Here is an 18483-nt window from a genome sequence, read left to right on the forward strand (position 1 = left end):
CTGGGTTCCTAGCTGCTGTAGGCGGAGTTCTCGTGGACGTATTCGTGGGTGAGGTCGTTGGTCCAGATGGACGCCTCCGAGGAGCCCGCGCCGAGGTCGATCTCCACCAGCACCTCGCGCCCGCCAAGGTCCACCAGCGACCGGTCGTCGCCGATGCCGCCGTCGCGGCAGACCTGCACGCCGTTGATCGCCACGTTGAGCCGCTCCGGCTCGAAGGCCGCGCGCGTCGTGCCCACGGCCGAGAGCACGCGGCCCCAGTTGGGGTCCAGCCCGAAGATGGCCGTCTTGAAGAGGTTGGAGCGGGCGACGGCGCGGCCCACCTCTTCGGCGTCGGCCTCGGTGGCGGCGTTGTGCGTGCGGATGGTGATGTCGTGCGCGGCGCCCTCGGCGTCGTGGATGAGTTGCGTGGCCAGGTCGGTGCAGACCGCGGTGAGGCCTTCGGCGAATTCGGCGGGGTCCGGGGTTGTGCCGGACGCGCCGGAGGCCAGCAGGACGACGGTGTCGTTGGTTGACATGCAGCCGTCCGAGTCCGCGCGGTCGAAGCTCACGCGCGTCGCGGCGCGCAGGGCCGCATCCAGCTCCGGCGCCCCGACGGCCGCGTCGGTCGTGAGCACCACCAGCATGGTCGCCAGGCCCGGCGCCAGCATGCCGGCGCCCTTGGCCATGCCGCCGATCGAGTATCCCGATCCGGCGAAGCCGGACTGCTTGGAGACGCTGTCGGTCGTCATGATGGCGGTGGCCGCCGCCGCGCCGCCGTCGTTCGGTCCGCCGTCGCCGAGCGCCTTCGAGGCGGCGTCGACGCCGGGAAGGAGCTTGTCCATCGGCAGCTGCTCGCCGATCAGTCCCGTGGAGCAGACCAGGACGTCGCCGGAGCTGCCGCCCAGCACCGCGGCCACGTGCTCGGCCGTTGCGTGGGTGTTCTGGAAGCCCTGGTGGCCCGTGCACGCGTTGGCTCCGCCCGAGTTGAGCACCACCGCGTCGGCGCGCCCGTCGGACACGGCCTGCCGCGACCAGTGGACGGGCGCCGCCGCCACCCGGTTGGTGGTGAACACGGCCGCGGCGCTCTTCATCGGGCCGTCGTTCACCACAAGCGCGACATCGGGCTTGCCGGAGGCCTTGAGCCCGGCGGTGACACCGGCGGCCCGGAAGCCCCGGGGCGCGGTCACGCCGAGCGGCGCCTGCGCGGAGGTGGGATTGCTGGTCATGGGGCGACTCCTTCGAGGGTCAGGCCCGCGTCCTCCGGCAGGCCCAGGGCGATGTTCATGGACTGGATGGCGCCGCCGGCGGTGCCCTTGGCGAGGTTGTCTATCGCGCAGACGACGATCACGCGTCCGGCGTGGCGGTCGAAGGCCAGCTGCAGGGTCGCGTGGTTCGAGGCCTGGACCTGCTTGGTGTGCGGCCACTGCCCCTCCGGGAGCAGGTGGACGAAGGGCTCGTCGGCGTAGGCCGCTTCCCAGGCCGCGCGCAGGGTCGCGGCGTCCACGCCGGCCTTCACCCGCGCAGTGGCCGTGGTCAGGATGCCCCGGGCCATCGGCGCCAGGGTGGGCGTGAACGACACGGTCACCGGCCGGCCGGCGGCGCGGGAGAATCCCTGCTCCATCTCGGGGGTGTGGCGGTGCCCGCCACCGACCCCGTAGGGTCCCATGCCGCCCATGACCTCGGATCCCAGCAGGTGGGGCTTGGCGGACTTGCCGGCGCCGGAGGTTCCGGAGGCGGCAACGATCACGACGTCGTCCGGCTCCAGCAGGTCCGCGGCGAATCCGGGCACCAGTGCCAGCTGCGCGGACGTGGGGTAGCAGCCGGGGACCGCGATCCTCGTGGCGCCGCGCAGCCCCTCCCGGGCGCCCGGCAGCTCGGGCAGCCCGTAGGGCCAGGTGCCCGCGTGGGGGGATCCGTAGAACTTCTCCCAGGCCGCGGCGGATTCCAGCCGATGGTCCGCGCCGGCGTCGATCACGAGCGTCCCCTCGGGTAGCGCGGCGGCCAGCTCCGCACTGGCCCCGTGCGGCAGCGCGAGGAAAACGACGTCGTGCCCGGACAGGTTGTCCACCGTGGTGTCCACCAGCACACGCCCGGCCAGGGCGCGGAGGTGGGGCTGCAGCGCCCCAAGCGGCTGGCCCGCATTGCTGTGGGCCGTGATGGCCCCGATTTCCACGTGGGGGTGGTGCGCCAGCAGACGCAAGAGCTCGCCGCCGGCGTACCCGCTGGCGCCGGATACCGCTACTGAGATGGTCATGGGCCCAGCCTACAACCGATTTATGCATGATGGCTAATAAATATTCATGCCGTTGTGGCCCGCGTCTCGAACACCGGCGACGGTGTGGGGCGGACGCCTTCCGTTCATCCGCGCGGTCTAAGGTTGTCCCGAAGCAACAGCGACGCACAAGGAGATGGTTATGCCGTATGCAGTCCAGGCGGTCCGCGCGGGCGGGCCGGAGGTCTTCGAGACCGTCGAGGTTCCGCGCCCGGCGCCGGGTCCCGGCCAACTGTTGGTCAAGGTCTCCGCCGCCGGCGTCAACTTCATCGAGACGTACCAGCGCTCCGGCGTCTATCCGGTCTCCTACCCGTTCACGCCGGGCAGCGAGGCCGCCGGAACCGTCGAGGAGGTCGGCCCCGGCGTCGAGGGGTTCGCTCCCGGCGACCGGGTGGCCAGCAGCGACGGCGCAGGCACCTACGCCGAGTACGCGCTGTTCCCCGCCGGCAAGTCGTTCCCCGTGCCCGACGGCGTCGACGACGGCGTCGCCGCGGCCCTGCCGCTTCAGGGCATGACGGCCCACTACCTCATCAACTCCAGCTACAACGTCAAGCCCGGGGACACCGCGCTGACGTACGCCGGCGCCGGCGGCGTCGGCCTGCTGCTGACCCAGCTGCTCAAGCTGCGCGGCGCCACGGTCATCACCACCACCTCGACGCCGGAGAAGGCGGAACTGGCGCGTGGGGCCGGGGCAGACCATGTCCTCGACTACGCCGACGTACCGGACAAGGTCCGCGAGCTGACCGGCGGCCGCGGCGTCGACGTGGTCTACGACGGGATCGGCAAGGACACGTTCGAGTCCTCGCTCAAGTCCCTGCGAACCCGGGGCACGCTGGTCCTGTTCGGCGGAGCCTCCGGCCAGGTGCCGCCGTTCGATCTGCAGCGCCTCAACGCGCTCGGCTCGCTGAGCGTCACGCGCCCCAAGCTGGCGGACTTCACGCGGGACGCCGAGGAAGTGCGTTGGCGCTCCTCCGAGATCATGGGCCTCGTCGCCGACGGCCGGCTCAGCGTGCGCATCGACGCCCTGTACCCGCTGGCCGACGCGGGCCGCGCCCACACCGCGCTGGAGTCCCGTGCGACCACGGGCAAGCTGCTCCTGGTGCCCAACACCTCGCCGCTGGCCGGGGGGCTTTCGTAGCGTGACCGAGCATCTGTCCCGGGCGCCCGGAACCGCGTCCACCTATCTTCCGCAGCTGCCGGGATCGGCGTCCACACCCGATCCGAGGACCCTGTTGGAGGTCCTGGCCGCCACCGCGGCCGCCCATCCGGACGCCCCGGCGCTCGACGACGGCGACGTGTCCCTCAGCTACGCCGAACTGATGGCGGAGGTCAGGGACCGGGCGCGCGTCCTGCACGAGGCCGGGCTCGGGGCCGGCGACCGGATCGGGGTGCGGATCCCCTCCGGCACGCGCGATCTCTACGTGTCGATCCTGGCCACGCTCGCCGTGGGCGCGGCCTATGTGCCCGTGGACGCGGACGACCCCGACGAACGCGCCCGACTGGTGTTCTCCGAGGCCAAGGTCGCGGGGATCCTCCGCGGCGGGGGCAAAATGGTGGTGGGCAAGAAGCGGCCCGCGCCGTTCCCCGCGCCGCGGAACCCCTCCCTGGAAGACGACGCGTGGATCATCTTCACCTCGGGCTCCACCGGCACGCCGAAGGGCGTCGCGGTGACGCACCGATCGGCCGCCGCCTTCGTGGACGCCGAGGCCCGGATCTTCCTCCGCGAAGAGCCGCTCGGCCCGGAGGACAGGGTGCTGGCCGGCCTGTCCGTGGCCTTCGACGCCTCCTGCGAGGAGATGTGGCTCGCCTGGCGGCACGGAGCCTGCCTGGTGCCGGCCCCCCGCTCCCTGGTCCGCTCCGGCGTCGACCTGGGCCCGTGGCTGGTCATGCGCGGCATCACGGCCGTCTCCACCGTGCCCACCTTGGCAGCCCTGTGGCCGGCCGAGGCGCTCGAGAACGTCCGCCTGCTCATCTTCGGCGGCGAGGCCTGTCCCCCGGAACTGGCCGCTCGCCTCGCGGTCGACGGACGAGAGGTCTGGAACACCTACGGCCCCACGGAGGCCACGGTCGTCGCGTGTGCCGCGCCGCTCGCTGCGGACGGACCCGTGCGGATCGGCCTCCCACTGGACGGCTGGGACCTCGCGGTCGTCGACGATGCCGGCGTGCCGGTTGGCGAGGGCGAGACCGGTCAGCTGATCATCGGCGGCGTTGGCCTGGCCCGCTACCTCGACCCGGCCAAGGACGCCGAAAAGTACGCCCCCATGGACACGCTGGGCTGGGACCGCGCCTACCGCTCCGGCGACCTCGTGGTCTTCGATCCGGAGGGACTGCTGTTCGTGGGCCGCGCCGACGAGCAGATCAAGCTGGGCGGGCGACGGATCGAGCTCGGCGAGATCGACGCCGCGCTGCAGGCCCTCCCCGGAGTCGCCGGCGCGGCCGCCGCGGTGAAGACGACGGCGTCCGGGAACCAAATACTCGTGGGCTACCTGGCGGCCCCCGCCGACTTCGACACGGACGGCGCGCGGGCCGCGCTCACCGGCGAGCTCCCCGCCGCGCTGGTCCCGCTGCTCGCGGTCGTCGACGACCTGCCGACGAAGACCAGCGGCAAGGTGGACCGCAACGCCCTGCCGTGGCCCCTTCCCGGAGCGGGGACGCACGACGCCGGCGTCCTGCCCGAGTTGGCGCCGGACGCCCAGTGGATCGTGGAGCAGTGGTCCTCCGTCCTGGGCACGCCCGCCGGCAGCCTGGACGCCGACTTCTTCGCCAGCGGCGGCGGTTCGCTCTCGGCCGCGCAGCTTGTCTCCGCGCTGCGGCTGCGCTATCCGACCGTGACGGTCGGCGACATCTACTCGCACCCGCGGGTCGGCGCGCTCATCGAGGCCGTGGCGGGGACCGTCGGCGTCGACGAGGCGGCCGAACCGCGCGTCGTCGCCAGGACCACGCGCAAGGCCCAGGTCTTCCAAACGCTGATGGGAATCCCGCTGTTCATCCTGGTTGGCATGCGCTGGCTGACCTACCTCATGGCGCTGAACAACCTCCTCGGGTCCCTCGGCGTCCTCGCCGGGGCTCCGGCCGTCTCCTGGTGGTTGGTGTTGGCCGTCTGGCTGGTCTTTGTCAGCCCAGTGGGCCGCATGGCCATCTCCGTGGTGTCTGCCCGCCTCCTGCTGCGCGGGCTGAGGCCCGGCTCCTATCCGCGGTCCGGCAAGGTGCACCTGCGCCTCTGGCTGGCCCAGCACATTGCCGACCTGGTGGATCCGGTCAGCCTCGCCAGCGCGGCGTGGGTTCCGTACTACGCCCGGGCCCTGGGCGCGAAGGTCGGCCGCGACGTCAACCTCCACTCCGTGCCTCCCGTGACCGGCATGCTCCAGCTGGGTCGCGGCTCGTCCATCGAACCGGAGGTCGATCTGAGCGGCGTCTGGCTCGACGGCGACCGGGTGCACGTGGGACAGGTCAGGATTGGGGCCGAGGCCACGGTCGGGGCGCGGTCGACCCTGCTGCCCGGCGCCTCGGTGGCGGACGGCGCCCACGTGGCGCCCGGTTCCGCCGTCGCGGGCGCCACCAAGGCCAACCTCGCCTACGCCGGCGCCCCGGCCGAGCGGACCGGGCGGGCGAAGCGGAACTGGCCCGAAACCCCCGTCCGTTCCGGGCGGCTGCACACCGCCGCCTTCGGGGTCGCGGCCGCGGTCCTCGCCACGATCCCCTACTTCAGCGTCGCCGCCGCCGTGGTGGTGGCGACGCTGCCGCTCCGGGGCCACGAATCGCTGTCGGCGGCCGTCCCCGCGCTCCTCGCGACCGTGCCGCTCGGCGCGGCCGTCTGGTTCCTGGGCAACATGGCGCTCATTCTGGGCTCCGTTCGGCTGCTGTCGCTGGGCATCACGGAGGGATGGCACCCCGTCCGGGGCCGCGTCGGATGGCAGGTCTGGGCCACGGAGCGCATCCTGGACATGGCCCGCGACGTGCTGTTTCCGCTCTACGCCAGCCTCTTCACCCCGGTCTGGCTCCGCCTGTTGGGCGCCAGGGTCGGCCGCAACGTGGAGGCCTCCACGGTGCTCCTGCTGCCGAAGATGACCACCATCGGCAGCGGCGCGTTCCTCGCTGACGACACCATGGTTGCCTCCTACGAACTCGGCGGAGGGTGGATGCACGTAGCCCCCGCGAAGATCGGCAAGCGCGCCTTCCTCGGCAACTCCGGCATGGCCGGCGCGGGCCGCAGGGTGCCGAAGAACGGCCTCGTTGCGGTGCTCTCGGCCACGCCCGCCAAGGCGAAGTCCGGCTCGTCCTGGCTGGGCAGTCCGCCCGTCCGGCTCCGGCGCACCGCCGTCGCCTCCGACGAGGCCCGCACGTTCGATCCCCCGGCGCGCCTCAAGGTGGCCCGAACCCTGTGGGAACTGTGCAGGTTCGTCCCGGTCATGGTGACCGTGGCGCTGGCAGTGCTGGTGCTGGCCACGTTGGACGCCGTCGCCGTGCGCCTGGGCTACGGCGCCGCCGCACTGCTCAGCGGTGTTGTGATGATGTTGGCCGGCGCCGGCGCCGCGGTGAGCGCGGTTGCCGCCAAGTGGATCCTCGTGGGACCGATCCGCGCCGGCGAACACCCGCTGTGGAGCTCCTTCATCTGGCGCAACGAGGTCGTCGACACCTTCATCGAAATGGTGTGCGCACCCTGGTTCGCCCGCAGCGCCTCCGGTACCCCGGCCCTGGTGTGGTGGCTCCGCGCACTCGGCGCGAAGATCGGCCACGGCGTCTGGTGCGAAAGCTACTGGCTGCCGGAGGCCGACCTGGTCCGGCTCGGCGACTCCTCGACCGTCAACCGCGGCTGTGTGGTGCAGACCCACCTGTTCCACGACCGCGTGATGGCAATCGACACGGTGGAGCTCGGTGCCGGATCCACCATGGGCCCGCACGGCGTCATCCTGCCGGCCGCGTCGCTCTCCGCCGGCGCGACCGTGGGGCCCGCTTCCCTGGTCATGCGCGGCGAAACCGTCCCGCCCTCCAGCTACTGGATGGGCAATCCCGTCAAACCCTGGAAACGTCCCACTCCATGAGCCCCAAGAGAAAATCACCCTCCGACGCCCTCCTGCCGGACCCCTACCTGCCGCTGACCGGTTCCGCCGCCTACAGCGTGGAGCATTACGACCTGGACCTAGAGTGCAAGCTCGGCGGCAACCGGCTCGACGGGCGCGCCCGCATCCGGTGCACGGCGCTGGAGGACCTGGAGCGCATCGAAGTGGACCTGGCGGGCCTGCAGGCCAGCAAGGTCGCGGTGAACGGCAAGAAACCAACCAAGTTCCTGCACCGCGGGGACCGGTTGGTGGTCGTGCCTTCGTCCCGGATCGACGCCGGCGCGGCCTTCGAGCTGGATGTCAGGTACGGGGGCACTCCCGGCCCGCGCGGCAGCGCGTGGGGCGAGGTCGGATGGGAGGAATTGGAGGACGGGCTGCTGGTGGCGGGCCAGCCCCACGGCGCCGCCACCTGGTTCCCCTGCAACGACCACCCGAGCCGCAAGGCAACGTTCCGCATCGGCATCAGCACCGACGCCGGGTACCGAGCCGTGTCCAACGGCCAGCTGGTCCACTACGCGCGGAAATCAAGCCGCGAGGAATGGGTGTACGAACAGCACGAACCCATGGCCACCTACCTGGCGACGCTGCAGATCGGCCGCTACGAGCGGATCGACCTGCCACCCGTCGCGGCCACCCCCGCGCGCCATGCCGACGAGGCGCCGCAGCCGCCGCAGCACGTGGCCGTTCCCGGCCCGCTGGCGCCCGCCGCGCGCCGCGCGCTGGCCGAGCAGCCGCGCATGATGCAGGTGTTCGCCGACGCCTTCGGCCCCTACCCCTTCGCGGAGTACGTGGTCGTTGTCACCGCGGACGCGCTGGAGATCCCCCTCGAGGCACAGGGCATGTCGATCCTGGGCAGCAACCACCTGCGGCCCGGTTGGGAGCAGCAGCGCCTGATCGCCCACGAGCTGGCACACCAGTGGTTCGGGAACTCGCTGACGCTGGGCTCGTGGAGCGACATCTGGCTGCACGAGGGTTTCGCGTGCTACGCGGAATGGATCTGGTCGGAGGCCTCCGGCGCGGCGTCGGCGCAATCGCGGGCGGAGCTCGCCTGGTCGGTGCTGGCCGCCCTGCCGCAGGACATCGAAGTGGGCGACCCCGGTGCGGCCGACATGTTCGACGACCGCGTCTACAAACGCGGCGCGCTGACCCTGCAGGCGCTCCGCCTGCACCTGGGCGATCGGGCGTTCTTCGCCATGCTCCGGGCATGGACGCTGTCCATGCGCCACGCCACGGTGTCGACGGCGCAGTTCGCCAGCCACGTGGACGGGTATGCGCCGGAGGGCTTCGCGGCCAAGTCCTTCCTCAAGCCGTGGCTCTTCAGGGAGGCGCTGCCGGCGCTGCCCTCGGTGCCGGCACTGCCCCGCTAGGCGCGGGGCCCGGCGGACGGGGGCAGGAGCACGGCGCCGGACACCAGTTCGCGGGGCAGGCCCGCAGACCCGGAGGGCGGGGACCACTTCACGGCGCCGGGCGCGAGCAGCGCGGGGTGTGCGCCGACGCCCTCGACCGACGGGATGCCGTCCGGCCCGGCGATGCCTTCGCCGAGGGCCTTTCCGAGCGCCTCCTTCAGGGCCCACAGCCGCGCGCGTTCGCACGGGCGGTCCCGGGGCGGGAGGGAAGCGAGCGCCGCGCGTTCCGCCGCGCCGAAAGACAGTTCGTCCAGCCCCCCGCGATTGTGCCCCTCGGAGAAGGCCGCATCCGCGGGCTCCGCAAGATCGACGCCCAGGCGCATGGCCGGCGGCCCCACGGCGACCAGAATCCAGGCCGCGGCGCGCGTGAGGCTGAACGACGCCGGGACCTGAACACCGCGCAGCAGCAGAACGGGTCGGCCGTGCGCACCGGGTCCGCACAGGGGGCAGTCGTTGGCGATGCCCACGTCCTCGGGCGGGACGGACAGCAGGGAGGCAGCGAGCGACCGCGCCAGGAGCCGCCCCGCCGTGAAGCGCAACCTGGGTGCGCCGGCCCCGTAGGCCGCCGCGCGCTCGCGCTCCAGCGGCCCGAGCCAGGTCGACGGCAGGCGGCCGGCGTCGGACAACGGCGCGGCCGCCAGCCGGATGCCTGGCGGCGTCGGGTTGAAATCCACTCCCCTGCTCCCTCCTCGAACGGCCGACCCCAGTCTAAGGTCCCCGAACAGCGAGAGGGCCCGGATTCCGCGGAATCCGGGCCCTCGAGCGCATCAAGCGTCTAGCGCTGGACCGCCCCGAACCGCTCGGCGGCCAGCGCGACGGCGGCGGCGCGCGCCTCGGAGGCCTCGTCCGCGGTCAGGGTGCGGTCTGCCGCGCGGAACCGCAGGCCGAACGCCAGCGACTTTTTGCCCGGCTCGATGCCCGCCCCCGAGTAGACATCGAAGAGCGCCACGTCCTCCAACAGCTCCCCCGCGCCGGCGCGCAGCGCCTCAAGCACGTCCTGTGCCACCACGGCGTCGCCAACCACCAGGGCGACGTCCTGGGTGCTGATCGGGTAGGTGGAGATCCGCCGGGCCACCACGACGTCGGCCGCGGCGTCGAAGAGCGCGTCGGCGTCGAGTTCCATGGCAACCGTCCGCGCGGGCAGGTCAAGCTCCGCCAGCAGCTTCGGGTGGAGCTCGCCGGCGTAGCCGATGGTCTCCCCGGTCCGCAGTTCGAGGCGCGCCGTGCGTCCCGGGTGGAACGCCTGGTGGTGGCCCTGGGCGACGACCAGTTCGACGCCGAGCACGTCCGCCGCGAGGCGGGCGACGTCGACGGCGTCGGCCCAGTCGTAGGTGCGCGGGGTGTGTCCGGCGGCCTGTGGTGAATCGTGGCCCGTCAGCACCGCGGCGAGGTGCTGCGGCTGCTCCGGCAGTCCGTTGTAGAGCGCGTCCAGGACGTCTTCCGCCGGGCGTGCGCCCAGCGGCGGAACGTCCGGCGTGCCCAGCGTGTCGCCGGGAAGGAACACCAGGCCGGCCTCGTAGAGCGCGAGGTCGCGGAAGCCGCGCGAGTGGTTGCGGCGCGCCGCCTCCAGGAGCCCCGGCAGCACCGAACGGCGCATCTGCCCGAACTCGGCGGACAGCGGGTTCGCCAGCTTCACGGCGGGGGGAACGGTCCCGGCGTCGGGGGTCCCGAACGTTCCATTCTGCCGCGCGGAGACGAACGGGTAGCTCAGCGTTTCGGTGAGTCCGGCGTCGGCCAGGGCCTGCATCAGGCGCCGGCGCTGCTGCTGCAGGCGGGTCAGCCCCCGGCCGGGGGGCGCCACGGGCAGGGTGGCCGGAATCTTGTCGTAGCCGACCAGACGGGCGATCTCCTCCGTGAGGTCGTCCCGCGTCTGGAGGTCCTGGCGCCAGCTCGGTGCCGTGACGCGGTGGCCGCCGTCCGTGGCCTCGACGACGGCGCCGAGGTCGCGCAGCGTTCCCTCCACCTGGTCTGGGGTGAAGTCGATCCCCACCCGGCGCGTCGCATAGCCGGCCGGGAGCTCGATGACGACCGGTGACGGGCGTGTGCCGACGTCGGTTGCGGTGGAGTCCGGCACGCCGCCCGCCAGCTCGACGAGCAGATCGACGGCGCGCTGCGCGGCCTCGTCCGCGATCTCCCAGTCCACGCCGCGTTCGAAGCGCTTGGACGCTTCGGACGGCAGCTTGTGCCTGCGGCGCGACCGCGCGATCGAGACCTCCTCGAAGTGCGCGGCCTCGATGAGCACGTTGGCGGTGGTTCCGGAGACCTCCGTCGCCCCGCCGCCCATCACCCCGGCGATGCCGATGGGGCCGGAGCCGTCCGTGATCAGCAGATCCTCTGGATCGAGCGTCCGGACCTTGTCGTCGAGGGTCCGCAGCGTCTCGCCCGCCGCCGCGCGGCGCACCACGATCTCTCCGGTCAGCTTGTCCAGATCGTAGAAGTGCAACGGCTGGCCCAGCTCCAGCATCACGTAGTTGGAGATGTCCACGACCAGCGAGATGGAGCGGATGCCGGCCAGGCGGAGGCGGCTGGCCATCCACGGTGGCGTGGGCCGCGCTGGATCGACGCCGCGAACGGTGCGGGCGACGAAACGGTCGCAGCCGTCCTTGCCGTGGATTCCCGCGGCGTCCTGCAGCCGCACGGGGTATCCGGGCCCCGTGGGCTCGGCCACGGCCAATCCCGCCCCAGGATCGGTGAACGGTGTCCCGGTGGCGTGCGCGTACTCCCGGGCCACCCCGCGGATCGAGAAGCAGTAGCTTCGGTCTGGGGTCACGTTGATCTCGGCGGCCTGGTCGTTGAGGCCCAGGAGCTCCAGGGCGTCCGTGCCGATGTCCGGGTCCAGCCCCAGCCGCGAGAGCACGATGATGCCGTCGTGGTCGTCGCCGATGCCCAGCTCGCGGGAGGAGGCGATCATGCCGGCGGAGACGTGGCCGTAGGTCTTGCGCGGGCCGATGCGGAAGTCGCCGGGCAGGACGGCCCCGGGCAGCGTCACAACGACCTTGTCGCCCTCGACGAAGTTGTGCGCGCCGCAGACGATCCCTTGGATGCCGGAGGGATCGATCCCGTCCTGCTCCAGGGTCTGCGGCCGGCCCTCCGGGACCACGCGGACCTGGCACCAGTTGATGGTCTTGCCGTTGGACTGCGGCTCCTTGACGATGCTGAGCACCTGGCCCACAACAACGGGGCCTGTCAGCTGGTCGGAGGGGCGGTGCACGTCCTCCTCCTCCAGGCCGACCTTGACCAGGTCCGCCATCACGTCCTCTGCCGTGGCGTCGGAGGGAACCTGCGCGTACTCGCGCAACCAGGAAAGTGGAATACGCATGCTTAGATCTCCATCCCGAAGTGCTGGCTGAAACGGACGTCGCCCTCGATCATGTCGTGCATGTCCGGTACGTCGTTGCGGAACATCAGGGTGCGTTCGATCCCCATGCCGAAGGCGAATCCGGAGTACACGTCCGGGTCGATGCCCGCGGCCCGGAGCACGTTGGGATGCACCATGCCGCAGCCGCCCCACTCGATCCAGCGCGGCCCGCCCTTGGCCCCCGGGTGCCAGATGTCCAGCTCGGCCGAGGGCTCGGTGAAGGGGAAATAGTTAGGGCGCAACCGGATGTCGGCCTCGTCGCCGAACATCTGGCGCGCGAAATGCTCGAGCGTCCCGCGGAGGTCCGCCATGGAGAGGCCCTTGTCGATCGCCAGGCCCTCGAACTGGTGGAACACCGGGGTGTGCGTCGCGTCGAGCTCGTCGGTGCGGAACACCTTGCCGGGGCAGAGCACGTAGATGGGCAGGTCGCGCTCCAGCATGGAGCGGACCTGCACCGGCGACGTGTGGGTGCGCAGGACCAGGTGGGCCTCCGGCGGATCGACGAAGAACGTGTCCTGCATGTCGCGTGCCGGGTGGTCCGGCTTGAAGTTGAGGGCGTCGAAGTTGAACCATTCGGACTCCACCTCGGGGCCCTCGGCGATTTCCCAGCCCATGCCGACGAAGATGTCGCTGACGCGGTCCTGCAACACCGAGAGCGGGTGGCGGGCACCGGCGCGACGGCGGCGCGGAGCCGCGGTGACGTCCACGGCCTCCTCAACGAGGATCCTTGCGGCGTCTTCTTCCTCGAGGACCAGCGTGCGCTCGGCGAGCGCCTTGTTCACGCGGCCACGCGCCGACCCCAGCAGCTTGCCGGCCACGGCCTTCTCCGACTTGTCCAGCCTGCCGATCTCCCGGTTGGCGAGGCTCAGCGGCGATTTCTCGCCGGTGTGGGCGATCCTGGCCGCCTTGAGCTCGGACAGGTTGGCTGCGGCGGCGATGGCGGCCAGCGCGCGGTCCGCCGCGGCGCCAACGGCGGATTCGTCCGTCGGGTGCGGGACGGCGTCGCCCACGGCCTCGTGGACGCCGGCGACGGGCGTCATTGGTTCAGACATGTTTGGTTACGGCCCTTTTCCCTGTGGTTCGCGTGTCCTGGTTCGGAGTCAAGTCTAGTTCAGCGCGGCCCACGGCCCCGAAACGGCGGCGCCCTCGGGCAGTCGCGCGCGCCGGCACGCGCACCGCGGGCTGGCTACACTGGGCGCATGCCACGCTGGAAGCAGGCCAGGACGTTCGCGAATTGGGCCAACCTGTCAACGCCCGCGGGCCTGGCGCTGGCCGCCGCCACCGGGTGCCGGGTCCGGCGCGGGCCCAACGGTCTGCTCCTGGCCGTCGACTACCGTCCGCCCTTGCCGGCGGCGGGAGCGTTCACCGTGGGCAGCGTGGTGTTCCTCAGGCCGCGGTTCGCCCGTCCCGAGGACCATCCGCTGCTCCTGTCACACGAGGAGCGGCACACGTCGCAGTACGCGTGGTGTGGTGGCCTGCCGTTTATTCCGCTCTACTTCGCCGGCGCCGCGTGGTCAGTGCTCAGGACGGGCGATCCAGCGTCGCGCAACCCTTTCGAACGTGCGGCGGGCCTCTCCGCCGGCGGCTACGTGGAGCGCCCGGCTAGGACTCCGCTCCGGCGGCTAGGATCGCGTCGGGCGAGGGGTTCAGCGCTTCGCGGGCGACGATAGCGAGGGCGCGCGCGAGGTCCGGAGCGGGCGGCGCAACGCCATCACCCTCCCCGGGCTGGGGAACGTGCACAAATCCGGCCGGGAGGTCCGCGCCGGACTCCTTGAGCTGGTGCATCAGGGAGTAGAACACCTGGTTGCACACGAAGGTGCCGGCGGTCTGCGAGACCTCCGCCCCGATTCCGGCGGAGTCCAACGCGGCCAGTGTGCGTTTGATGGGCAGCCGGGTGAAGTAGGCCGCGGGACCGTCCGCCTCCACGGGCTCGTCGACGGGCCGCGCCCCCGCGTTGTCGGGAATCCGCGCGTCGATCACGTTGATGGCGACCCGCTCCAGCGAGAGGACCCGGCGTGTGGCCGCGAGGCCCACACACACCACGATGTCGGGGCGGTGCCGCTCGATGGCCCGGAGGAGGGCGCCGGGCGACGCGGCGAAGACGCAGGGAAGCTCCTCGGCGACCGCGGGGATCCCGGACGCGGACAACTCCTGGGCGGCTTCGCGCGCCGCCGCGATCGAGGGGTTGCTCGTGTGTCCGCCAAAGGGTTCGAAGCCGGTGATAAGGATCATTCGTCCCATCCTACGGCGCGGCACACTTCCTCCTTCGATGCACTGGACTCTTATTCGAAGATATGTTCTAATCAAGGGGTGAGATGGGAAGCTCAGCTCGTTCGGCCACCAGCCGGACGGCCGGAAGCGGGGGCGGCCGACGCGGTCGGCGCCCCGCTTCCGCTGGCCGACTTCGCGGGGGCCCCCGGAGCCGAACTCCCGATCTCCGGCATCGTCCGCTCGGTGCGCACCCCGGAGTTCGCCGGAATGACGTTCCATGAGGTGCTAGCGAAGAGCGCGCTCAACCGGGTGCCCGAGGCCTCCCGCATGCCGTTCCACTGGACGGTCAACCCCTACCGCGGCTGCAGCCACGCCTGCGTGTACTGCTTCGCGCGGAAGACCCACACGTACCTGGACCTGGACGCGGGCCGCGACTTCGACTCACAGGTGGTCGTCAAGCTCAATGTCGCGGACGTCTTGCGCGCGGAATTGAGCAAGCCCGGCTGGAGCCACGAACACGTGGCGCTCGGCACCAACACGGACCCCTACCAGCGCGCCGAGGGGCGCTACAGGTTGATGCCGGACATCATCGCGGCGCTCGCCGACTCCCGAACGCCGTTCTCCATCCTGACCAAGGGCACGCTGCTGGCCCGCGACGTGGGGGTGCTGGTGCGCGCCGCCGAGCGCGTGCCCGTGTCGGTCGCTCTCTCCATCGCCATGACCAACACCGAGCTCAGCGCCTCCATAGAACCGGGTACGCCAACGCCGGAGGCGCGTTTCAGGCTGGTGGAGCGGCTGAGCGCCAGCGGCATCGAGTGCTCCGTGCTCGCCATGCCGATCCTCCCGTGGCTCAGCGACTCGGACGAAGCGCTCGATGCGCTGTTCGCCCGGCTGGCCGCGGCCGGTGCGGCGAGCGTCTCGGCGGGTCCCCTGCACCTGCGCCCCGGCGCGCGCGAATGGTTTATGGAGTGGCTCCAGACGAACCACCCCGGACTGGTGGGGCGCTACCGGAACCTGTACCGCCGGGGCTCCGTGGCTGACGCCGAGTACCGGACGTGGCTGAACGGGCGGATTCGCCACTTCCGTGCGCGGCACGGCCTGGCCTCGGGTTCCGGCGGCTTCCGTGCCCCGTCGCCGGGCGGGGACGGGAACCCCGATGCGCCGCCCGCCGGGAACGCGGGCGTGGTCGCGCCGCCGCCGCAAGGGACGCTGTTCGACGTCGAAGCGTGATGTTCACCCGCGCTTCGTTGCCGCGGGCCTCAGGCCTCGCTAGGCTCGCACCATGGCCACCTTGGAGACATCCGCAACCGTGTTCCCCGTCCTGGACATTGAACGCGCCATGGCGCACTACGCGCTCCTCGGCTTCAATGTCACGGGATACGACGGGGACGAGGCGTACGCGCTGGCCCGCCGCGACGGCATCGCGATCCACCTCTGGGAGGCGCCCACGCTCGCCCCGGAGAACAACTTCGCTTCGGTCTTCGTCACCGTTGACGACGCAGACGGGCTGGCGGCCGAGTGGCGGGTCGCCACCGGTGGCGTGGACTACGACGCTCCCACCAGCGACGCCCTGGACACCGAATACGGGCTCCGCGAGGCTGCCCACGTCGATCCGGACGGCAACCTCATCCGTTTCGCGCACAAGCTGTAGGTGCGCCGCGGCGGCGGACTACGCCCCTGCGCCGGGCCGGCCGCCGGCCGTAGCCGTGGCGCCCAGGAGTTGCCTGACGATCGGCAGGTCGGCGGGAATCCAGTCCAGCTCCAGGACGGCGGAGGACCCAAGGTCGACCCACCGGAGTTCATCGTGGTCCTCGAGCGGGGCGGGCTCCCCCGCCGTGATCTCCGCGAACCACACGCGCATCGAGGCCGATTCGGTCAGCGGCCAGCCCCCGCTCCCCGGCCCCGGCAACTCGGACCCGAGCCGGGCATCGACGCCCAGCTCCTCCCGCAGCTCGCGCAGCAGCGCCTCTTCGCAGCCCTCGCCGGCCTCCACCTTGCCGCCCGGGAACTCCCACAGGCCCGCCAGCGCCTCCGGCTTGGTGCGCCGGGCGGCCAGCAGTCGGCGGGGAAACCCCAGGGAGTCGACGATCGCCGCGCCCACGATTTGCCGCACGCCGCTCACGCGCCCGCTCCGCGCCGCTGCGACCGGGCCGAGGCATAGAGGCAGACGGTTGCCGCCGTTCCAACGTTCAGGGATTCCGCCACGCCATACAGCGGAACGGCGACCCTGTGGTCCGCCGCGGCCAGTTCGGCGGTGGAGAGACCGTTCGCCTCGTTGCCGAACAGCCACGCCGTCGGCTCCTCCAACCGAGGTTCCGCGGCGGGGCCGGCCGCAGCAAGGGACGGGGCGGCGATCTGCGGTCCCGGTGCCGCGACGAGCCTGCGCGACGCGCTCCGATCCTGCAGCGCATCCAGGTCCATGTCCCCGTATCCGTCGGCGGCGAGGACGGCGATGCCCGCGGCGCGGAGGGCCGCGACCGTCTCGTCGAAGTCGAGCCCCGAGACGACCGGGAGGTGGAAGAGGGAACCGGCGGTCGACCGCACGGCCTTGGGGTTGAACATGTCGACGCTTCCCTGCGTCACGAGGACCGCGTCGGCGCCGGCGGCGTCCGCCGCACGCAGCACGGTGCCGGCGTTTCCGGGATCCTGCACCCTGCACAGGACCGCGAGCAGCCGCGGTGCCGACGCGAGCACGCCGGCAAGCGTGTCGCGCGGGATCCTGCACACGGCGAGCAGTCCCTGCGGGGTGACGGTATCGGCCATGGCCACGATCACCTCGGTGGTGGCCAGGCGCAGCGGCGCGTCCCCCGCCAGCTCCGCGAGGTCGGGATTACGTTCGAGGGCCTCCGCCGTGGCGTACAGCTGCTCGACGACCGGCTCGCCGCCCGCTGCCCCCCGCTCCCGGTGCAGGCGCAGCGCCTCGCGCACGGACTGCGGCCCCTCCGCGAGGAACAGTCCGCTGCGGTTCCTGCCGATGCGCGACGCGAGACGGGCGACGTCCTTGACGCGCTCGGCCCGCGGATTGGTCATGGGTTCGGCGTTGGATCCCGCAATAGTCATGCGAAAACCTTAGCCGGGAACGGCGAAGGGGACGGAATCCACGCGGATTCCGTCCCCTTCGCAGGAACGCGGCCCAACGGCCGCTGCTCAGCCCGTGAAGGCTAGCCCTTGAACTGCTGGCGCGACTCGCCACCGGCGGGCTCGAAGCCCGCGGCCTTGGCGGCCTCGACCGAGTTGAACCAGAACTCCGGCTGGGTCTGCTCGTACCAGGTGGAGCCCGGCACGTGGTACTTCTTGGACTGGTTGCCCTTGATGACGAAGCCCTCGGGGGCGTCCTCGCCCTCGACGGCCTTGACGGATCCACCCTCGACGGACTTCTCCGCTGCGGCGGGAGCCTTCTTCTCGGCGGGAGCGGCCTTGGCGGCCGGGGCAGCCTTGGCGGCCGGGGCCTTCGACGCGGTGAGCTCGGTCTTGGTCAGGGCGGCCTTGGGGGCGGCGGGTGCGTTCACGTCCGCCGGCAGAGCCTCCTTGGCGATCTTGACCAGCGCGCTGAAGGCGTTGGCGTCGGAGATGGCGAGCTCGGCGAGCATACGGCGGTCAACCTCGACCTCGGCGGCCTTGAGGCCCTGGATGAGGCGGTTGTACGTCAGGCCGTTGGCACGCGCCGCGGCGTTGATGCGCTGGATCCACAGGCGGCGGAAGTCGCCCTTACGCTTGCGGCGGTCGCCGTAGCTGTAGACGAACGAGTGCAGCAGCTGTTCCTTGGCCTTGCGGTAAAGGCGCGAACGCTGACCGCGGTAGCCCTTGGCCCGCTCGAGGATAACCCGGCGCTTCTTGTGGGCGTTTACCGCCCGCTTCACACGTGCCACGTGTGTACTCCTTAATGCTCTGCCCCCGGGCCGTCCACAAGGTGGGTTCCGGCCAAGGGAAAACTATGGATGGATGGGAGCCGCGGCCCCCGGGTGCGGTTTGCTAGATTCCCAGCATCCGCTTGATGGTCTTGGTGTCCGCCTTGGCGACGATACGGTCGCCCTTGAGCTGGCGCTTCAGGCTGGACGGCTTGTGCTCCAGGTAGTGCCGGCGGTTGGCCTGCTGGCGCTTGAGCTTGCCGCTACCGGTGAGCTTGAAGCGCTTCTTGGCTCCACTGTGGGTCTTGAACTTCGGCATGTCCGCCGTTCTCCTTACGTGCTCCCGTGT

At 71.6% G+C, this 18483-nt stretch carries 16 protein-coding genes; 6 read left to right on the forward strand and 10 right to left on the reverse strand.

Annotation, left to right across the window (positions count from 1 at the left end):
• Nucleotides 1-8 precede the first annotated feature (8 nt).
• Together argJ and argC are read right to left on the reverse strand one after the other, a co-directional pair.
• The gene (gene argJ / locus AC3ZJJ_RS08870) at nucleotides 9-1205 is read right to left on the reverse strand and encodes a bifunctional glutamate N-acetyltransferase/amino-acid acetyltransferase ArgJ (protein WP_489895554.1); all 1197 of its coding nucleotides are present in this window, start codon (nucleotides 1203-1205) and stop codon (nucleotides 9-11) included.
• Nucleotides 1202-2233, reverse strand: coding sequence for an N-acetyl-gamma-glutamyl-phosphate reductase (argC, locus tag AC3ZJJ_RS08875; RefSeq protein WP_489895556.1), 1032 nt, complete (start codon nucleotides 2231-2233; stop codon nucleotides 1202-1204). Before argC ends, argJ begins: the two co-directional genes overlap by 4 nt.
• Before the next feature lie 160 nt (nucleotides 2234-2393).
• On the opposite strand from argC, the gene AC3ZJJ_RS08880 reads away from it, so the two are divergent.
• From AC3ZJJ_RS08880 to AC3ZJJ_RS08890, 3 genes are read left to right on the forward strand one after another with little or no spacing between them, the layout of a single operon-like run.
• Nucleotides 2394-3389, forward strand: a complete 996-nt coding sequence (locus tag AC3ZJJ_RS08880) for a quinone oxidoreductase family protein (protein WP_489895558.1) — start codon at nucleotides 2394-2396, stop codon at nucleotides 3387-3389.
• 1 nt (nucleotide 3390) lies between these two features.
• A complete protein-coding gene (locus AC3ZJJ_RS08885) occupies nucleotides 3391-7293 on the forward strand; it encodes a Pls/PosA family non-ribosomal peptide synthetase (protein ID WP_489895560.1) in 3903 nt (1300 codons plus the stop codon).
• Nucleotides 7290-8678: a M1 family metallopeptidase gene (locus AC3ZJJ_RS08890; protein ID WP_489895562.1), complete on the forward strand. Its 1389-nt coding sequence runs from the start codon at nucleotides 7290-7292 to the stop codon at nucleotides 8676-8678. The genes AC3ZJJ_RS08885 and AC3ZJJ_RS08890 overlap by 4 nt, the downstream gene beginning before the upstream one ends.
• Here AC3ZJJ_RS08890 and AC3ZJJ_RS08895 read toward each other — a convergent pair.
• The 3 genes from AC3ZJJ_RS08895 to pheS all read right to left on the reverse strand — a co-directional run bounded on the left by AC3ZJJ_RS08895 (nucleotide 8675) and on the right by pheS (nucleotide 13127).
• Complete coding sequence (locus AC3ZJJ_RS08895) at nucleotides 8675-9391, reverse strand: 4'-phosphopantetheinyl transferase family protein (protein ID WP_489895564.1); 717 nt, start codon at nucleotides 9389-9391, stop codon at nucleotides 8675-8677. The two genes, AC3ZJJ_RS08890 and AC3ZJJ_RS08895, sit on opposite strands and share 4 nt — an antisense overlap.
• 101 nt (nucleotides 9392-9492) lie before the next feature.
• On the reverse strand, nucleotides 9493-12036 hold the full coding sequence (gene pheT, locus AC3ZJJ_RS08900) for a phenylalanine--tRNA ligase subunit beta (RefSeq protein ID WP_489895566.1): 2544 nt from the start codon (nucleotides 12034-12036) through the stop codon (nucleotides 9493-9495).
• Between the two features lie 2 nt (nucleotides 12037-12038).
• Complete coding sequence (gene pheS / locus AC3ZJJ_RS08905) at nucleotides 12039-13127, reverse strand: phenylalanine--tRNA ligase subunit alpha (protein ID WP_489895568.1); 1089 nt, start codon at nucleotides 13125-13127, stop codon at nucleotides 12039-12041.
• 147 nt (nucleotides 13128-13274) lie between these two features.
• Between pheS and AC3ZJJ_RS08910 the strand changes: the two genes are divergently transcribed.
• Nucleotides 13275-13745: a hypothetical protein gene (locus AC3ZJJ_RS08910; protein WP_489895570.1), complete on the forward strand. Its 471-nt coding sequence runs from the start codon at nucleotides 13275-13277 to the stop codon at nucleotides 13743-13745.
• Here the strand turns inward: AC3ZJJ_RS08910 and pcp are convergent.
• The gene (pcp, locus tag AC3ZJJ_RS08915) at nucleotides 13678-14307 is read right to left on the reverse strand and encodes a pyroglutamyl-peptidase I (protein ID WP_489895572.1); all 630 of its coding nucleotides are present in this window, start codon (nucleotides 14305-14307) and stop codon (nucleotides 13678-13680) included. The genes AC3ZJJ_RS08910 and pcp overlap by 68 nt on opposite strands.
• Before the next feature lie 78 nt (nucleotides 14308-14385).
• Between pcp and AC3ZJJ_RS08920 the strand changes: the two genes are divergently transcribed.
• The gene (locus AC3ZJJ_RS08920) at nucleotides 14386-15516 is read left to right on the forward strand and encodes an Rv2578c family radical SAM protein (RefSeq protein ID WP_489895574.1); all 1131 of its coding nucleotides are present in this window, start codon (nucleotides 14386-14388) and stop codon (nucleotides 15514-15516) included.
• Nucleotides 15517-15568: 52 nt separating this feature from the next.
• Nucleotides 15569-15937 (forward strand): bleomycin resistance protein, encoded by a 369-nt coding sequence (locus AC3ZJJ_RS08925; protein WP_489895576.1) that lies wholly within the window; start codon nucleotides 15569-15571, stop codon nucleotides 15935-15937.
• Nucleotides 15938-15955: 18 nt separating this feature from the next.
• Here the strand turns inward: AC3ZJJ_RS08925 and AC3ZJJ_RS08930 are convergent, their stop codons facing one another.
• The 4 genes from AC3ZJJ_RS08930 to rpmI form a co-directional block, all read right to left on the reverse strand.
• Nucleotides 15956-16408, reverse strand: a complete 453-nt coding sequence (locus AC3ZJJ_RS08930; RefSeq protein WP_489895578.1) for a (deoxy)nucleoside triphosphate pyrophosphohydrolase — start codon at nucleotides 16406-16408, stop codon at nucleotides 15956-15958.
• The gene (locus AC3ZJJ_RS08935; RefSeq protein ID WP_489895580.1) at nucleotides 16405-17346 is read right to left on the reverse strand and encodes a TrmH family RNA methyltransferase; all 942 of its coding nucleotides are present in this window, start codon (nucleotides 17344-17346) and stop codon (nucleotides 16405-16407) included. Before AC3ZJJ_RS08935 ends, AC3ZJJ_RS08930 begins: the two co-directional genes overlap by 4 nt.
• A gap of 101 nt (nucleotides 17347-17447) precedes the next feature.
• The gene (rplT, locus tag AC3ZJJ_RS08940; RefSeq protein WP_489895582.1) at nucleotides 17448-18155 is read right to left on the reverse strand and encodes a 50S ribosomal protein L20, sunset domain variant; all 708 of its coding nucleotides are present in this window, start codon (nucleotides 18153-18155) and stop codon (nucleotides 17448-17450) included.
• A gap of 103 nt (nucleotides 18156-18258) precedes the next feature.
• Complete coding sequence (gene rpmI / locus AC3ZJJ_RS08945; protein ID WP_435725957.1) at nucleotides 18259-18453, reverse strand: 50S ribosomal protein L35; 195 nt, start codon at nucleotides 18451-18453, stop codon at nucleotides 18259-18261.
• Between the last annotated feature and the right edge of the window lie 30 nt (nucleotides 18454-18483).

This window comes from Arthrobacter sp. AOP29-A2-19, assembly GCF_058138025.1.